Source organism: Rhodococcus sp. NPDC056743 (genome assembly GCF_042790355.1).
GTDB lineage: Bacteria > Actinomycetota > Actinomycetes > Mycobacteriales > Mycobacteriaceae > Rhodococcus_F.
Genome location: NZ_JBHTZI010000001.1, coordinates 158,312 through 174,023 on the forward strand (window position 1 = coordinate 158,312; position 15,712 = coordinate 174,023).

General features: G+C 62.1%; 18 protein-coding genes. 6 read left to right on the forward strand and 12 right to left on the reverse strand.

The window, feature by feature from the left end; translation table 11 throughout:
- Positions 1 to 6: 6 nt before the first annotated feature.
- Positions 7 to 420 (reverse strand): MerR family transcriptional regulator, encoded by a 414-nt coding sequence (locus ACFRFQ_RS00750; RefSeq protein ID WP_378651829.1) that lies wholly within the window; start codon positions 418 to 420, stop codon positions 7 to 9.
- Position 421: 1 nt separating this feature from the next.
- Entirely contained in the window at positions 422 to 1,924 is a 1,503-nt protein-coding gene (locus tag ACFRFQ_RS00755; protein WP_378651832.1) for a SulP family inorganic anion transporter, read from the reverse strand.
- Between the two features lie 99 nt (positions 1,925 to 2,023).
- Between ACFRFQ_RS00755 and ACFRFQ_RS00760 the strand changes: the two genes are divergently transcribed.
- Positions 2,024 to 2,320, forward strand: a complete 297-nt coding sequence (locus tag ACFRFQ_RS00760; RefSeq protein WP_378651835.1) for a hypothetical protein — start codon at positions 2,024 to 2,026, stop codon at positions 2,318 to 2,320.
- Between the two features lie 3 nt (positions 2,321 to 2,323).
- Here the strand turns inward: ACFRFQ_RS00760 and ACFRFQ_RS00765 are convergent, their stop codons facing one another.
- Together ACFRFQ_RS00765 and ACFRFQ_RS00770 are read right to left on the reverse strand one after the other, a co-directional pair.
- The gene (locus ACFRFQ_RS00765; protein ID WP_378651837.1) at positions 2,324 to 3,286 is read right to left on the reverse strand and encodes a DUF1524 domain-containing protein; all 963 of its coding nucleotides are present in this window, start codon (positions 3,284 to 3,286) and stop codon (positions 2,324 to 2,326) included.
- A gap of 166 nt (positions 3,287 to 3,452) precedes the next feature.
- Complete coding sequence (locus ACFRFQ_RS00770) at positions 3,453 to 3,821, reverse strand: hypothetical protein (RefSeq protein WP_378651839.1); 369 nt, start codon at positions 3,819 to 3,821, stop codon at positions 3,453 to 3,455.
- 635 nt (positions 3,822 to 4,456) lie between these two features.
- On the opposite strand from ACFRFQ_RS00770, the gene ACFRFQ_RS00775 reads away from it, so the two are divergent.
- Positions 4,457 to 4,873, forward strand: coding sequence for a hypothetical protein (locus ACFRFQ_RS00775; RefSeq protein ID WP_378651841.1), 417 nt, complete (start codon positions 4,457 to 4,459; stop codon positions 4,871 to 4,873).
- Positions 4,874 to 4,880: 7 nt separating this feature from the next.
- On the opposite strand, the gene ACFRFQ_RS00780 is transcribed toward ACFRFQ_RS00775, so the two are convergent.
- Both ACFRFQ_RS00780 and ACFRFQ_RS00785 read right to left on the reverse strand, forming a co-directional pair.
- Complete coding sequence (locus ACFRFQ_RS00780; protein WP_378651844.1) at positions 4,881 to 5,804, reverse strand: DUF2797 domain-containing protein; 924 nt, start codon at positions 5,802 to 5,804, stop codon at positions 4,881 to 4,883.
- 56 nt (positions 5,805 to 5,860) lie between these two features.
- Positions 5,861 to 6,625 (reverse strand): SDR family NAD(P)-dependent oxidoreductase, encoded by a 765-nt coding sequence (locus ACFRFQ_RS00785; RefSeq protein WP_378651846.1) that lies wholly within the window; start codon positions 6,623 to 6,625, stop codon positions 5,861 to 5,863.
- Positions 6,626 to 6,739: 114 nt separating this feature from the next.
- Here ACFRFQ_RS00785 and ACFRFQ_RS00790 point away from each other — a divergent pair, with 114 nt between their 5' ends.
- Positions 6,740 to 7,867, forward strand: coding sequence for a GIY-YIG nuclease family protein (locus ACFRFQ_RS00790; RefSeq protein WP_378651849.1), 1,128 nt, complete (start codon positions 6,740 to 6,742; stop codon positions 7,865 to 7,867).
- Positions 7,868 to 7,926: 59 nt separating this feature from the next.
- Here the strand turns inward: ACFRFQ_RS00790 and ACFRFQ_RS00795 are convergent, their stop codons facing one another.
- The 4 genes from ACFRFQ_RS00795 to ACFRFQ_RS00810 all read right to left on the reverse strand — a co-directional run bounded on the left by ACFRFQ_RS00795 (position 7,927) and on the right by ACFRFQ_RS00810 (position 11,717).
- Complete coding sequence (locus tag ACFRFQ_RS00795; protein ID WP_378651851.1) at positions 7,927 to 9,129, reverse strand: Dyp-type peroxidase; 1,203 nt, start codon at positions 9,127 to 9,129, stop codon at positions 7,927 to 7,929.
- Positions 9,122 to 9,622, reverse strand: a complete 501-nt coding sequence (locus ACFRFQ_RS00800; protein ID WP_378651854.1) for a copper chaperone PCu(A)C — start codon at positions 9,620 to 9,622, stop codon at positions 9,122 to 9,124. Before ACFRFQ_RS00800 ends, ACFRFQ_RS00795 begins: the two co-directional genes overlap by 8 nt.
- A gap of 22 nt (positions 9,623 to 9,644) precedes the next feature.
- Positions 9,645 to 11,075: a PepSY-associated TM helix domain-containing protein gene (locus ACFRFQ_RS00805; RefSeq protein WP_378651857.1), complete on the reverse strand. Its 1,431-nt coding sequence runs from the start codon at positions 11,073 to 11,075 to the stop codon at positions 9,645 to 9,647.
- Positions 11,076 to 11,186: 111 nt separating this feature from the next.
- A complete protein-coding gene (locus ACFRFQ_RS00810; RefSeq protein WP_378651860.1) occupies positions 11,187 to 11,717 on the reverse strand; it encodes a hypothetical protein in 531 nt (176 codons plus the stop codon).
- A gap of 320 nt (positions 11,718 to 12,037) precedes the next feature.
- Between ACFRFQ_RS00810 and ACFRFQ_RS00815 the strand changes: the two genes are divergently transcribed.
- The gene (locus ACFRFQ_RS00815) at positions 12,038 to 13,219 is read left to right on the forward strand and encodes a MinD/ParA family protein (protein WP_378651863.1); all 1,182 of its coding nucleotides are present in this window, start codon (positions 12,038 to 12,040) and stop codon (positions 13,217 to 13,219) included.
- A 23-nt stretch (positions 13,220 to 13,242) separates the two neighbouring features.
- On the opposite strand, the gene ACFRFQ_RS00820 is transcribed toward ACFRFQ_RS00815, so the two are convergent.
- The gene (locus ACFRFQ_RS00820) at positions 13,243 to 14,274 is read right to left on the reverse strand and encodes a hypothetical protein (RefSeq protein ID WP_378651865.1); all 1,032 of its coding nucleotides are present in this window, start codon (positions 14,272 to 14,274) and stop codon (positions 13,243 to 13,245) included.
- A 142-nt stretch (positions 14,275 to 14,416) separates the two neighbouring features.
- Here ACFRFQ_RS00820 and ACFRFQ_RS00825 point away from each other — a divergent pair, with 142 nt between their 5' ends.
- Positions 14,417 to 14,758 (forward strand): hypothetical protein, encoded by a 342-nt coding sequence (locus ACFRFQ_RS00825; protein WP_378651868.1) that lies wholly within the window; start codon positions 14,417 to 14,419, stop codon positions 14,756 to 14,758.
- Between the two features lie 184 nt (positions 14,759 to 14,942).
- Here ACFRFQ_RS00825 and ACFRFQ_RS00830 read toward each other — a convergent pair whose 3' ends face one another.
- Positions 14,943 to 15,146 carry a hypothetical protein gene (locus ACFRFQ_RS00830; RefSeq protein WP_378651871.1) on the reverse strand — a complete coding sequence of 68 codons (204 nt, stop codon included), beginning with the start codon at positions 15,144 to 15,146 and terminating at the stop codon, positions 14,943 to 14,945.
- Positions 15,147 to 15,288: 142 nt separating this feature from the next.
- Between ACFRFQ_RS00830 and ACFRFQ_RS00835 the strand changes: the two genes are divergently transcribed.
- Positions 15,289 to 15,444, forward strand: a complete 156-nt coding sequence (locus tag ACFRFQ_RS00835) for a DUF6131 family protein (RefSeq protein WP_092803415.1) — start codon at positions 15,289 to 15,291, stop codon at positions 15,442 to 15,444.
- Positions 15,445 to 15,712: the final 268 nt, after the last annotated feature.

Genomic DNA, 15,712 nt, shown 5'->3' on the forward strand with positions numbered 1-15,712 from the left:
CCTAGTTCAGGGACGCAGCTGTGCCGGGAACTCTGCCGAAATCGGTGCCGCGAGCACTGCCGTCAATTCCTCGGCGTAGGCAAGCTGTTTGCGCAGGTGGTTGCAACTGTCCTCGGCGCGGGTGTGGCAGGCCGAGATGAATTCGGTTGCGGTGGTCCGCGATAGGGGATCAGCGGCGTCGTCGGCGAGGACGGACAAGGACTCGAGAAGCTGTTTCATCTCCTCCAGCGTGAATCCGAGTGGCTTCATTCGCCGGATCACCAGCAGACGTTCGACGTCGGATTCGGTGTAGAGCCGGAAGCCCCCGCCGCTGCGCTCGGACGGGGTCACCAACCCGACGTCGTCGTAGTGGCGAATGGTTTTGATCGACAATTCGGTGCGCTCGGCAACCTGGCCGATCCTCAGGGGCTTGTTTTCCATGTCAGTGACCTGCTCCCATCCGGCCGGACAAGTGGACGTGACGCTCTGCGGATGCCGCGTCCAGGCCGACGATCTCGACGTTCTTGCCGCGAGCTGCATATTTCGTGGTGATCGCGTCCAGCGTAGCGACGGTGGAGGCGTCCCAGATATGGGCGTCGGAGAGATCGATGATGACGTTCTGCGGGTCGCCGGCGTAGTCGAACTGGTAGATCAGATCGTTGCTCGACGCGAAGAACAGTTCGCCGCGCACCGCGTAGACCCGAGTGTTCTCGTCGGGATGCGCAATGTCGACCACCTCGGTCAGATGTGCGACGCGACGGGCAAATATCACCATGGCGGTGATGACTCCGACGATGACGCCGTACGCGAGGTTTTCCGTCGCCACCGTGACGGCAACGGTCACGAGCATGACGATGGTCTCGCCAAGTGGCATGCGCCGCAGCGTTTTAGGATTGATGCTGTGCCAATCGAGGGTGCCGACGGACACCATGATCATGACTGCGACCAGAACGGCCATGGGAATCAATGCCACCACATCGCCGAGGCCGACCACCAGGATCAGCAGGAACACTCCGGCCAGGAAGGTGGAAATACGGGTGCGTGCTCCCGACACCTTGACGTTGATCATGGTTTGTCCGATCATCGCGCAACCACCCATGCCGCCGAAGATTCCGGTGACGATGTTGGCGATTCCCTGCCCCCACCCCTCTCGAGTCTTGTTCGAGTGGGTATCGGTGATGTCGTCGACAAGCTTTGCAGTCATCAATGATTCGAGAAGCCCGACCAATGCCATGGCCAGAGCAAACGGCGCGATGATCGAAAGCGTGTGCATGGTCAGGGGGACGTCGGGGAACATCAAGGTTGGCAGGCTCGACGGAAGTTCGCCCTCGTCACCGACATCGGGGACGTCGAACGAGAAGACAGCGGTGACGGCGGTCAGGACGACGATGGCCACCAACGGCGCCGGGACAGCGGTGGTCAGCTTGGGGAGGAAGATCAGAATCAGCATGGCGCACACAAGAAGTGGATAGACCAGCCACGGCACACCGATCAGGTGGGGAATTTGGGTGATGAAGATCAGGATCGCGAGTGCGTTGACAAATCCCACCATCACGCTGCGCGGAATGAACCGCATCAGTTTTGCCACACCGAGCAGACTCAGCACGATTTGAAGGACTCCGGCCAGCAGGACGGTGGCAATGAGGTAGTCGATGCCGTAGTCCCGGGTCAAGGGCGCCACAACCAGCGCAACTGCGCCCGTGGCTGCCGAGATCATCGCCGGACGGCCACCGACAATCGAGATGGTGACGGCCATGGTGAACGACGCGAACAGGCCCACACGCGGATCCACACCGGCGATGATCGAGAACGAAATCGCCTCGGGGATAAGTGCCAGGGCAACAACGAGGCCGCCGAGCACTTCGGTTTTGAGGCGCCGGGGCGAGCGCAACGCAGACCGGACGCTGCCGTCGTCCGTGGTAGCGCCGAGTGTGGTTGCAGTCATCAGAGTTCCGTCCTTACGAGATCGTCAGACCCTACCCTCCCGGGAGGGGAGAGTGTGAATCTGCTCGTCAGGACCGGGCCCCCGTGCGAGTATCGAACGATGAGCAAAGGAACCGTCTCGATCTGGAAGGCCGAGCAAGGTTGGGGCGTGATCGAATCCGCTGATACGCCCGGCGGCTGCTGGGCCTTCTACTCCCATCTGTGGGCCGACGCGATGCCCGAGCTCGAGCCTGGCCGTTCGCGTCTGATCCGCGGCGGCTACCGGGAACTGATTGTCGGCGAGACCGTCGACTTCACGTGGGAGATCGCGCAGCAGGACGGCTACTCCTACCGCGCGATCAGCGTCACGCCGCAGCGGGAGCATCCTCAGTGGACGATCGAGGACACACCGGGCTGAGCCTTACTTCTCGCAGGCCACGCCGTCGCCGTCGCCGTCGAGATGTGCACCGTAGCCGGGGTCGCCGATACGCACGGGAGCTGCGCCGGCAGCCTTGGCCGCCGCACAGTTCTTGAACGGTGTTGTCACACCCGCTGCGGGAGCCGAGGTCACAACCGGCGGGGATGTGACGAGGGGCGGGGACGTGACGGCCGGCTGCTGGGTCGATGCAGTTCCCTTGCAGTCCTGGAGGATTCCGGCGATGGTGTCGTGCTCGGCCTGGGTCACCCACAGTCCGTACGCGGCTTTGACTTCGACCTGCGCGGCGACGTACTGGCAGCGGTAGCCCCGGTTGGGCGGCAGCCAGGACGAGGCGTCGGAATCGGATTTCTGTTGGTTGGCGGGACCGTCGACGGCTCGCAGATTGCGCGGGTCGTTCGCGAGGTTGGTGCGAGTCTGCGTGTCGAGTTGTTGAGCGCCCTTCTGCCAGGCGTCGGACAGCGCTACGACGTGGTCGATCTGAACTGCCGATGACGTGTCCTGGCCACGGGTGAAGGCAATCGTGGTGTTGGTGTACTGGTCATTGAGCGTTCCGGTCTGCACTGTGCACCGGTTGCCCTCCTTGAATGTGAGGGCGGTCAGGTCGCGGGCCAGGATGTCGTTACGGGTGTCGCAGCCGTTGTGGCCGAACTCGACGTCGACGTCGTCGGTCCAGGCTGTGCCGAACAGCGCGCGGTCGTATCCGGTTTTGGGTGCGCGGCCCTTGATCGGAATCTGCGCCAACAGTGCGGAAGCGGCGGAGACAGCAGCATTGTCGCTCGTGAGGACTGACGAGCTGGTCGTAACGCCAGAGCCGATACCTGAACCGAGACTACCGGTTTCGACTTCGGCGGCGGACGAGTTGGAGCATCCACCGAGGACCAGTGCGGCAACGAAGCCGATCGAAACGGCAGCGGTGCTGCGCCTGCTGATTGCCGTGCGTGACATGTGACGAGAGCTCATTTCTTCGAAGAGACGAACTACAAGTATGTCATTCGCGACATTTCGGTCTGAAGCGGACGAAGTGGACCGAAACCGACCGAGCGAACGTACCTTTCGTCGCCTTGGATGCGTCGAAAGGTACGTTCGCTCGGGAAAACGGGGGGAAGTTTGTTCAGATCTCGATCTTGGGCGTCTGCTCGCCCAGCTTGTGGCGGGCCAGTGCCAGGTTTGCGCGCGAGCGTTCGAGGACGAGGTACACGAAAAGGGTAGACATTCCGGGCGTCTCGATCACGCGGATGAGATGGTACTGGGTGGTCAAGGTGATCAGGATGTCTTCGAGGGTGTCGGTAATTCCCAAGTTACTCATCGTGCGGAGCTTGGCGCGCACAACTTCGGAGTTTCCGGCGCCGGCGTATTCGAGGCTGAAGGACGGGTTGCCCGCCATGCCGAGCACCATGCCGCTGTCAGCATCGACGACAGCGGCACCGGTGGCACCGTCGATCCGCATCAGTTCGCCGAGGATCTTGTCGATGTTGCTCATTGCTTCTCCTTTGTGAGGTGTGGGATAGGGCGCAGGGGTGCGCTGCGACTCCAGTTGATGCTTCGGCGGTGAAGTCATCGGTACGTTGTTCGGTGGGACGGGAGGGTGGGTCGAATCCGATGTACGAGGGCCTTGTCCACTTTGTAGATTTTGGGAAATAGGTCCGTAATGTGCCGATAGCTGCACATTTATCGTTTCGGCCTCACTGATGCGATCGGCGGTCAGCCACTCGCCCGCGGAACCGGAAAGCGGTGGCGGAACCAACGCCGGAGAGTCGAGTGGCGGCGGCTGCAGTTGTGGATAGACCGGCGAAGTCAGTGGGCGTTTGTACGGAATGGGTTGGCCCTCCGCATCGGACACATTCGAGAACCACACGGCATAACCAGGGGCTTCGCGATCGAGGCTCTGCTCACGATCGTCGTCTTCTTCTCGGGCTCCGCGTCGGCGAAACAGTCCCATAAGCTTCTACCCCTTTTGAGACGAATCTCTGACGATTATTCCTGCCCGAATCGGGCGGGAGACTGCGGAGAACCAACCCCTAGTTATCATGCAGCTATGCAAGGCTATCACGGCGACGCACTCAGGGCCGGGAGTCTGTGGGTCGGACGCCGGGTCCGCTCTGGCATTCTGAGGAGATGAAGAAAACGATTGTCGGGTTCATCGGAGCCTGTTCATTGACGGCGCTGGTGGCCTGCGGTTCCGATGGTGGGACACCGACCGAAGTGGGGACTCTGACGTCCACCGCGCCGGCGACTGCTACCGAAGGCACTGCCACCGAAGGCACTGCCACCGAAGGCACCGCTACCGAAGGCGCCCCAGCAGCGGGGCTTCCGCGCACCTACGAGCAAGCCTGCAACGACGTCCTCAAGTTCCTCGACGGATACCAGCAGGCAATCGACGAATCAGGCGACGACATCGGACTGACTCGTGAGTCGCTGGCGAACGACATGTTGACGTCGATCCAGGCTTACCCCGAATGGTCGACACTCTCTGCCGACGAGCAGGCAGAAGTGACGCGTGGATTCAGTGCGGCGGTCGCGGGAAGCTGCTGACGGGTTTTCAGAACAGAGACTCTTGAATTGCGACGCCAGGCGAGTCGAAGTTGCCCACTGTGACGGTGCGCCCGACGAGTGCTGAGATGTCTGCGACAAAGCGAGGGGATGCCGGGTCGGTATCGGTGCGCAGCAGCGCCACCGGCCCGGTCAGGCCTTCGAGATACAGCGAGTGTTCACCCGAGTCGAAGGTGTGGGGATACATCAGCGCCGGGGTGGCGTCGAAAACGATCTGCGAGCAGGCCGGTGGCGTCCACACCTCCGGCTGTTCGAAAATCTCGATCCCGTCGATTCCGGATCCGATGTAGGACAGCTCTTCTCGGTTCGAGACGACGAACTGCTGCAACTCGTTACGCAACTCGGCGGTGTCGGTTCGGCTCGTCAGTGCTTCGAGTTTGCGTGACGTGCGGATCGCCTGGCTCAGATGAAACTGCCTCGACACGTCCGCTTCGAGAGTTCGGATGTTGTAACCGTCCGTCGAACCGGCGACGTAGACGGCGGCTGCGGCGCCTTGCTCTGCGACGCGCGGGTACTTGCGGAACTGTGACGCCGTCCCCACTTTCATTCGGCCACCCGCGAAGATGTCGATGTACAGCCATTGCGGCTGGGTGAGATAGGTGCGCACATTCGGGTGAATGTGCGCACCGTTCACGTGGGCCTGGTGAACGCTCGTGAATCCTTCGCGATTTCTGCACCGGTCACATTGGCGTCCGCTGGTCACCTTCGCGCCTCGATCGCACGGGAGGTAACCGGGACCGTCGGCCGTCATATCACGCCACCCGAGGCACCGCCGTCCCCGTCGCTCGTCCACGGAAAATCGGAATGCCGACGTGTGGGTGATGAACGTGGTGTCGCCGGTTGTGTCGTCGACGAGGCGGATACGTGGAGCTGCCGGATCAGACCATTCGATACCGCGCACGAGCAAGGTCATGATGGAAGTGCCGGTCCCTTTTCTCGGATGTGTGAGGAACCATCGATCTTAGTGCGTCAGCTGCCGGGCAATCCGGGGTAGTAGGTGCCGGCCGACCAACCGCCGTCGACGGCCAATTCGGCTCCGGACATGTAGCTTGCATCGTCGCTGGCAGCGAAGGCCGTTACCCGGGCGACCTCGTCGGGGAGCCCGATTCGCCGCAACGGAACCTGACCGTACGGCTTTTGCAGGTCGTCGCCAGTACGTCCCAGTGGATTGCCCAGTTGGGTGTCGACGCCACCGGGATGCACCGAGCAGACACGGATGCCCGACGGCCCGAGTTCCAGCGCCTGCGTCTTGGTGAGTCCGCGGACCGCCCATTTGCTGGCGGTGTACGCGCTCAGGCCGTTCACACCGCGCAGGCCGTCGACGGACGAAATGTTGACGATCACGCCGCGCGCGGCCTTCTTCATGACGGGCACAACAGTCTTGGCGCCCAGCATTGCGCCGATGACGTTGACCGAGAAGAGCTTCTCGACGGCCGCGACGTCGATGTCCTCGACAGCGGCAAAGGCCAGCATGCCCGCATTGTTGATCAGGACGTCGACGGTGCCGAACCGGGAGGTCGTGGCTTCGACGAGGCTCACCCAATCGGATTCGCTGCTGACGTCGAGATGGTGGAAGACACCGCCGATATCGGCCGCGACCGCGGCGCCCTTCTCGTCGAGCACGTCACCGATGACAACCGTCGCGCCTTCCGCTGCGAGGAGTCGGGCGGTCGCTTCTCCCATTCCCTGAGACCCGCCGGTGATGATGGCCACCTTGCCTTCAAATCTGTTCATGTTCCGATTCTGTGGTGTTGCTGTGCCGCCGTATCGGCTAGTCCCGCTGGTCGGAAATGTCCCGATGACGTGCGACTGACCTCGGAGCTTCTTGTGATCGCCTAGGCTCGTGGCATGGCTATTGTCTGGACAGTTCCGCGTGGTATCAGCCCCACCCTGCTCGTAGCACCGTTGATCAAGGAGTTTCTCGCCGAGGGCGAAGGCACCCTCGACTCGAGGCTCGGTGCAGTCGGCATCGTGTGTGCCTCGCTCGAGAAGCAGGTCGGTCGCACGTTCACGTCGATCAGTTCGGCGTCGGCCGCCATCTTCTCGGGAGCCGCAGCGTCGACGAGTGTGCCGGACGCGCTTCGTCTAGCGGTGATGCGGACGCTGTCCACTGAGGTGCTCGTCCGTAAGCCGGCTCCGCAACCTTTTTCCGAGAAGGTCGGAAAGCGCTTGGGAGAGTACGTATTCGCGTTGCGTGACCCGCGTAACAATCAGGTGTTCCACGTCGGTCACGGCACCGGCAACCAGGTATTCGCTTCGGTTTTCGAGGCACTCGGTGAACTCGACAACCTCGAAGGCGCTTCCGGCCCAACGGAGACGCCCGGAGTGACCGCGGCAAAGATTTCACGTATCCGCGAGATCTACGACGCCGGTTCCGCAGTCGAGCACTACGTTCTCCTGCGCAGCGTGTCCGGTGCGGATGCGCCCGGCACGGCCGGCGCGGTGGTCAGTGGCATCGTCGAGGCACTTCGGATCAGCGAGGCCGGGGATACCCTGACCAACCTTGCGGGGGAGGTCACGGACAAGGATCTGCGGGCAACCCGTGTCGAGGAAATCGCCCTGCGCTATTCCGCCGATCCGGCACCGGAATTGCCGACACCCAGTGTGGTGCTGCATGTTCCGGGTTCTGCTCGCGCCGGCGCCACCGCAGAAGAGATCTACGAACTCGCCAGGGCGGAATGGGCAGCCGGTGCCGCAGTGCGTGCCGAAGCCGGGATTCCCGTACTCGTCTTTGCCGACAGCATTATTCGTGGTGCTTTCCGGGCTCAGTCGTGGGAGGTGTCCACTCGCAACGCCGACGGCAGCATGCTGTGGCGCTTCACCGGCGACGTCGACGACGAGCTGGCGGCCAAGTATGTCGGTACCGAAATCACCCCGCACAACGTCGGACTCAAGAAGTGGCCGGTCAGCGGTTGGGTCACGCGACTGACCACCGCTCGCCCCGGTGCGGCGATGCCAGGTCCGCGCAAGAAGTGAGAAGAGGTTGGGCTCCGGAGTTCGTCCGGAGCCCAACCTCTTCAGTCCGGTAGTGCCGGTCACTTCAGCAAACTACTACCGAGGTAGTCGTTTTCCTCGCATCCGGGCGGAATGAGATAGACGGCCGAACCGATCGGCGTTGTCCACTCGTTGAGTGCGTCGAAGTCACTCAGTCGCTGCTGAACTGGCAGGTACTGCGCTGCGATGTCCCGTTGGAACGCTGCGAAGATCAGTCCGGAGTTGGACGTTTCCTCGCCTTCCGGTGGGTCGTCGTAGTTGTAGGCCCGACGGAAGAACTGCTCCCCGTCGTGCATTCGATGGGAGCGTGCGATGTGTGATCCCGGCGGAATCACCGGGATACCGAACCTGTCGGTAGCGGTGAAATCAGCGTCGTCGAACTCGTTGGACCCGGTCAACGGAGCGCCGTTCGACAACGTGCGCCCCATCGTGAGTTCACGCGCCGGTCGATCGAGTTCGTCCCACGTATCCATCTCCATCCGAATTCTCCGGAGCACCAACGACGTTCCCCCGGACAGCCAGGGCTGATCGGAGCCGTCACACCACACCAGGGAGTCGAAATCTCCGGTCCCCGGTGCCGGGTTGACGGTACCGTCGACCTGGCCCATGAGATTGCGCATGGTTGTTCCCTCGGGTGTTGTTCCCCGAGCGCTGCGAAACCCTTTCTGCGTCCACCGGATCGAGGTCAGGGAGCGGACGTTCTTGGTCAGTACCCGCACTGCATGTGCGACGGTGACAGGGTCGTCGCTGCAGATCTGCAGGAGAAGATCCGTTGCGCCCCAGCGATCTTCGAGCCGGTCGATCGCGTAGCTCGGCAGTGGCGTGAACCAGTCGGGCGCTCGATCTTGTAGTCCCAGTTTTGTGAACAGTCCAGGCCCGTAGCCGACGGTGATGGTCAGCCGCGACGGATCAACCGCCAATTCCTTCTCGGTATCGGCAAGGGCGGGTATTCCCGCGGTGAGGCGAGCAGCGTCGGCTGTCCACATCTTCATGATTCCGATGACGGCGGCCCGGTCGACTCCCGGTCGCAGGTCGAAGCCGACAAGGGTGGAGTGTGCTTGCGGCGGGGTGCTGACGCCGCCCTGATGGATGCCGTGAAACGGAACCACGGCTTTGCCGGGTGATGGTTCGTCTGCCCTTGCCAGAGTTGCTGCACCCCACGTTGTTCCCGCGACCGCAAGCGCGGCGGCGCCACCGCCGAAGAGGCGCCGCCGGCTCAGTCGAGGGTTGCTGTTCTCAGCCACCGTGATTGGGGTCGTAGTTCTCCTGATTGCCGGAGAAGTCGCGGATCTGGGCCGTGAAGGTGGAACTGGAACCGTCGTCGTAGATCAGGGTGACGTCGGTTTCGGCACCGGGGAGCAGCGGCCCCGCGAGTTCCAGGAACATCAGGTGATCGCCGCCGGGCACCAGGCTGGCGGAACTGTTGGCGGGAACCCGGAAGCCGCCGTCCTTGGGACGCATTGTCATCGTTCCGGCATCGCCGGTCACAACTTCGTGCAGTTCGACGCGGGCAGACGCCGGACTGGTTGCCGAGACTACTCGAACGTCCTTGTCGCTGGAATTGACGAGTTCGGCAAATGCCGCGCTCATACCGTCCGGCGCGGCTTTGACCCATTGATCTGCGATTGTGATGGATTGTGCGGCTTCGGTTTCCTTGCCGGAATCAGTCGAACATCCGGCCGGCGCCAGGGCCGCCGTCAACGCGGCAGCAGTGAAGAGTGTGGTGCGAAAAGACATGTGTATCTCCGTAGTTCGAGTGTCAGAGGGTTGGGCGGCGTCGCAGTGCCGCGACGGAAAGGTCGATCAGGAGGAACGCGATCAGGCTGATGCCGAGTAGCGGAACGAACCAGCCGATCAGGGCGGTGACAGCGATCATGGCAACAACGCCGATCGGGGACAGGTTTCTGATGCCGCCGCGCGCGGGTACTCGGCCCACTGCCCAGTCCGAGCCTCGCGTAGGTCGTCGACGCCACCACAGGATGTAGCCGCGAACGACAACGCTTGCCAGCGCGAGCGCCAGTGCAGCGAGCGCGATCTGATTGGCGAGACCGAAGAGGAGTCCCATGTGGAGCTGGATTCCCCAGGCCGAAAGTTTAGCTGCGAGTGGCCAATCCGCGAACCACAGTTCGTCGGTGACTGACTGCGTTGCTCCGTCGATTGCGATGGCATTGTTGCTGTAGACCCAGGGTTGACGCGTTTGGGCGACGGTGAACGCCGTCTCGGCGTCGGCGGGAATGGATACTTCGACCGGTCCGGTGATCCCGTTGTACCTCGCGATACCGAGGACGGTGTCGACGCGTCCGACGTTGGTGTCGGTCAGCGTGCCGATGGCGGCGGGGGCCATGTCGTGGCCTTCGTGCCCGCCGGAAGGCCGCGCGGGAGCGTCACCGAGTGTCTTGACCACCGAAGGAGTGGTCCAACTCAGTGCAGTTCTCAGGTTGCCGACGTTCTCACCGGCGTAGGTCGACCACGTGAGCCCCGTTGCCGAGAGGAAGACCAACCCCACCGCGATCCAGACACCGACAACTCCGTGCCAGTTCAACGTTCGACTCCGCCCGGCGGACGTTCGATCGACGGTGAGCAGGCGAGCGTTGCGGGTGGTGCGGTACCGGCGGAACCAGAGGTAGACACCGCCCAGGGCAACCACCCACATCCATGACGCGGCCAGTTCGCTGTACAGGCGTCCTGGTTCGCCGAGATGAAGGTTGCGGTGGAGTTGGGAAATCCAGGTTCGGACCGGCAGTGAGCCGCTGCTGCCGTACACCGCCAACTCACCGACCGGTTGAGCCAGTACCGGGTCCACGAAAACAGCGAGCCTTTCGGACTCGCCGAGAGATGGATCGGTGAACAGAACTCTGGTGGTTTCCCCGGCGGCCGGGGAGGGGCGGACTGCCGAGACCGTCAGATCGGGACGGTACTGCTGAGCTGACCGGATCTGATCATTCAGCGATGCGACCTGTCCGGTGCTGTCGGTCTGTAGGTAGTCGCTGTAGACAAAATTCTCGATGCTGGGCGCCACCGCGTAGAGGCCACCGCTCAACGCCGCGACGAGGATGAACGGTCCGATGAGGATTCCGGCGTAGAAGTGCAGACGCAGGATCAGTGGTCTGGCGCCGGCGGCCTTCTTCGTCGGCGGAGAACTGTCGTTGGAAGCGTGCGGCTGTGCGCGCTCCGTTTCGGGTGCGGACATGCGTGTACTCGATCCCGCTGTGCGCCTTTGTTAACCGCGGGCGGTTAATAAAGGCGCACAGCAATGTGGCGCACGGGATTTCGTGCGCAAAAGAAAAGGGAAGGAAAGGAGTTACACGAATGCCGGCGGGCCGCGAGTGCCTTCGCCAGAGGTGAGAAGTTGGCGGAGAACAACTTTGGCGCGATATCGAGTGCGCGTGGTTACGGATGGCGGCTGCGGCGCCCAGGGCCGCAGCAGGACTGCGACGATTGTCGCGACCGTGGACGCAGCAACGACGTAGCCGCGTTCAGCGCCGCGGATCGCTGCCGCGCAGACGCCGACCGCAGCGATATGCGCTGCGAGCATCGGGAGTGACGGAACAACGCCGTGCGTGTGGTCCGAGGCAACGACCAGTGTCGTGTGGCCGATCGCCTGCCCCGCAGCGAGCATGAGTACCAGGGCAAGGGCGGGAGAGCGACGAATATCGATGGAAGAAACCACAGCACCGACGCTCGCGCAGGCGAGGATCAGCAAGACCACGGCGCTTTGCGGCGGCGCCATGCCACCACCGCCGAGTGCGTGGGCGGCGAGAGAGACCGCGCCCGACGTGCCGCCGACGAAGGCGCCGCGCAACTGCGCGACATCGGCGAGGCGGGAGGTCATAGGTGCAAAGGATACAGGCTCCTACTACCGAGGTTAGTAGCGGCGCAAGTTGGACGGTTGTTCGGTTGTGAAGTGGATCTGCTTTGCCCATGCATTGCGGTCCGGTATTTCGGATGCCTTCTGGCGCAATACGTACCGGACAACAGGTATGCCCACGGATTTGCTGGACGATCGGGAGTTTCCAGGACCAAAGTCATCGAACTGTGTTGTGTAACAAATCGCCCCGCGTCGGCGGTATCAACGGCAGGCCAAGGCGGCCACGGAGTGATAGCGTCCGACACGTGATGTCCGAATTGATTCGACCTTGACCTAGGAAAACGGTGCGCAGCGATAACAACGGTTTCAATGGTGGATCTACACAGAACGGTTCCGGTACAACCGAGACGGATGATCTGCTGAGCGGCTCCGAGGACTCCTACGCGAATTCGGTTCGAACCGTTACCTTTACGCCGAACTTCGACTTGCCGCAAAGTGACGGGGTTCCCGTCAAACCTCTTCCCAGTCAACGGATGCGGCAAGCGCGACGCGACGAGCCGACCGACTTCCGAACGTCGACACCACAGGCGATGACCTCCGTCGACGACTTGGATATCATCAAGCGCGCCAAGCGTCCGCCCGAACATGGTTTCGGCGCTCTGCTGTTCAAGCTTTCGGGCGGGCGGATCAACACCGGGCAGTCTGCGGTGGAACTCGAGCATCAGGCGCTGGTCCGCCGGGCCAATCGGACTGTGCGCGGCGTGTACAAGATCGCGTTCATCTCGCTCAAGGGTGGGGTGGGAAAGACGACGGCGGCAAAGACCGTCGGCTCCACGTTTGCGTCGATCCGTGGTGATCGGATTGTTGCGATCGATGCCAACCCTGATCTGGGTACGCTCGCTGATCGGGAACATCGCGAGCATCATCTCACTGTTCGTGATCTGTTGGCAGACAGTGATATTCGAACGTACAGCGATGTGCGGTACTACACGTCACAGGGTGACAGTCGGTTGGAAATCCTTGCCAGCGAAGCGGATCCGGAAACATCGGAGTCGTTCAACGAGCAGGACTACCTCGATACCTTGCGCATCCTCGAGGTGCACTACAACATCCTCATCACCGACTGTGGCACCGGCATCATGCACTCGGCGATGTACGGAATCCTCGACGAGGCCGACGCCTTGGTGGTGGTCAGTCCGACGGCTCAGGACGGAGCGCGTAGCGCCGCCGCCACATTGAGTTGGCTGACCAAACACGGCTACGGCGACCTGGTGAGCAGGTCGGTGGTTGCGATCAACGCAACGCGGCCCGGATCGTCGTCGCTCGATCTCGACCAACTCGAGGAAGTGTTTGCCCAGCGCGGAGTTCGGGCGGTGTGCACCCTGCCGTACGACGATCATCTCGGCGAGGGTGGCCCCATCGATCTGAAGTTGTTGAACAAACGCACTGCGCGCGCCTATCTCGAGTTGGTCGCCGCTATTGCCGACGGGTTCCCGGATTCGCAGGGTCGACACGCGTCACGGTGACGGAGAGCGTCACGATGCCAACGTCACGGATGCCTCAGTATCGCTCCGTATCCGTCTGCGAGAGTGAGGCGTTCGTCGACCTGGATCAGTTCCGCCCCGGTTCGGATCGCCAGATAGGGGAGTAGTCGATTCGCGGGCGCAAAGAGTGAATTGCTGGATACTTCCTTGTCGTCAGGATCGGTGAAGAGCAGAGTCTCGACTTTGCCCTGTTCCAGGGCATCGAGCACGCGGGCAGTGCCGTCGACCGAGAGTTCGGTGTCTCGGCCCTGACCTGCCATGAAGCGTTCGGTTTCGGCGTCCATTCGCCGCAACCGTTCGGTGTCGATGAGTTCGCGAATGGCTTTGGCTACATCCGCCGGAGAGGAACCTGCGCGCGATCCACGCTCGATCTCCACAGTGCGCAGTGACGACGGAAGGTACTGCGCGAATGCTGTGCGGGACTGCACTTCACCGATGATCAGCACCAACTGGACCTTGTGTTCGCGTGCCAAGGCAGCGGTACGAGTTGCGGCCTGGGTCAAGTTCTTTCGCACGTTCTCCTGCGCCAGGGACTGGGTGTCGATGTAACGGTCAGGGCCACCCACCCGGGCTTTGTGCACGGGGAATCCGTCGCCGTCGACGGACTCGCCGTAGACGTCCCGTCCGCGCGCGTCGCGCACGCAGAGATCGGCGCCGGTGTGATCGACCTTGGCGAGGATGAACGGTTCGGTGTCGTGGCCATGTGCGACGAGCGGAATCAGATAAGGCAACGAACCGACCGTCACGATAGTCGATGCTGTCGGTTCGAGCATGATGTCGTCGAGCAGAACTTCGACGGGCGTGATCACCAGCGCGCGTCCGGCCCGGCCCGAAATTCCGTGGTGATTGTCCTTCACGCTGTCGAACTGTTCGATCAATGCGTCGGGCGCCCCCTGTTTGGACAGTTGGCCGCGCATCGAACGCCACTCCAACTCGAAGAGTTCACGTGAGTTTTCACGATTGCGGACGTCCTCGAAGTACACCGAGGCAAACGGTCCTTCGCTCGAACCGACCTTCTTCAGCCGCGCAGCATGCATGGCGACTCCTCTCAGTAGTAGTCGTCGTATCTGATTGCTCCTCTTGGCTCGCGTACCCGCTCGAGGTTGATTCGACACGAGGGCGGGGTATCCAATCCGATTGACCGCAGATTCACGCCAGGTCTCGGGGAGGGAGCAGGTCATGTCGGCTCGGCGCCGCAACTCAGCGATGGATACCGAGAAACGGTGGTCGGATCCGGAAGAGTTCCGTAGGGCGATGACCTTCACGTGTGTGGTGATCGCGATTGCGCTTGCGACGCTGTGTTCGTTGCTGCTGGTCGACAGGTCGTCGGGGCTTGGCACCCTTGCCTTCGCGCCGGCGGCGGTCTTCCTGGTTGGTGGGCTGATCGCCTTTGCTCAGACGTATCGGGTGTGGAAACGGGGCGGGGTGTGGCCCATTTGGCAGGGGGCCGGGTGGGGTCTGATGGTGTTGATGCTGATCAGTTCCGGTTTCGGAGCGGGCGCGTATGGCCCACTGCAATGAACTTTCCATTCGGCTCGCACATTTGTTCGATTATTGCTAGTGTTGCTCCTCGTGGGGATGGTGCAGTGGGAAGCCTGCACCACCCCCACGCCAGAACCCGGTGCCTGGCGCTGACTGCCTTCGGCGTCAGGCACCGACTTTGGGCAGTGGTGGCGTTGTCGACGACCGCCGAGTCTGCCTTCCATCAGGAACTGGGTTGCGGCAGAGTGCAATCCGTAATCTTGGGATTGATCCCGAAGTAGTTCAGAGGCCCCGCAACCACGGTCAAGGCGATGGTGCCCACGCCGGCGCAGTTGGACGGAGAGTTGCTGTAGTAGCCGCGCTGTCCGGCCGCAATGGCGCCGACGACAAGCCAGATCAAAACGATCAGAGTCACGATCCGTCGCATGGAACCGCTCGATTCCTCAGCCGTGCTACGTGGGGACTGTCGAAATACCCGGTCAGAGCGGGTATGAAACGCAAGTGGGCGGGGTAGCCGCACTTAGAGTGCCGTCATATGTGTGCCGGGCTTGTCGTCGGAAGAGACTGCCATGATTATTCTCGGAATCATCCTGCTGCTGATCGGATTTCTCTTGAACATTCCGATTCTGTGGACAATCGGAGTTGTCCTCTTGGTAATCGGGTTGATCTTGTTCGTGCTGGGTTCGACAGGACGGGCGGTCGGTGGTCGACGGCACTGGTACTGATCGGCACTGGTACTGAACGGCACTGGTACTGAACGGCGCCGGCATTGCACCGGGCAACTTAATCGATCTTAGCTGGGATGTTCGCCAGATCGAGGACAGGCCCCACACCCTGTGGGAGTGCAGGACCTGCCTCCGATTGGTCTTGCCAACATCTCCATGAGCGTCAACGAGTCCCAGCACGCCGGGGCGTGCGTCGAAAACAATACGGCGCATCGGGGGCGTTTGCCAACGATTTACGGAGAAATCACCCCTGAGTTCATACTTTGGG